This window comes from Undibacterium sp. RuTC16W (genome assembly GCF_049339445.1).
Taxonomy (GTDB): Bacteria; Pseudomonadota; Gammaproteobacteria; order Burkholderiales; family Burkholderiaceae_D; genus Undibacterium.
Genome location: NZ_JBMPPE010000085.1, coordinates 1 through 335, shown reverse-complemented (window position 1 = coordinate 335; position 335 = coordinate 1). Strand labels below are relative to the sequence as shown.

Sequence of the window (335 nt, the reverse complement as noted above, 5' to 3'; positions counted from 1 at the left end):
TGAGGGGCAGAGGGAGATACATAAAAAAGAGTAATTTTACTAGTCGGGGGACCAATAAACACTTTTTTCCATATACTCTTTCTGCTCCTCAGCTGGTTGCGGCTACGCTATTCTTCTTCGGCGGGAGCCGTGAAGGGGTTGCGCAAGCCGGAATACCAGTCGCTGGCGGATTTGCGGATAGCCCTCACGGGTTCCGAATTCCAGACCAACTGTACGAGCGTCACGATGACCGCGGCGATGATGGCGAGGACGAACCCCATTCCGATCTTGCCGAGGATTCCCGCTTTCCCGTACTTTCCGATATTCTGAGTGATGCTGTTTTTCATGGCCATGTC

Annotated in this window: 1 protein-coding gene; it reads right to left on the bottom strand. The window is 52.5% G+C overall.

Features of this window, described 5'->3' with window-relative positions; genetic code table 11:
• Nucleotides 1-107: 107 nt before the first annotated feature.
• Nucleotides 108-335, bottom strand: a 228-nt coding sequence (locus ACO0K4_RS19625) for a hypothetical protein (protein ID WP_422958344.1), incomplete at its 5' end; no start/stop codon positions are given.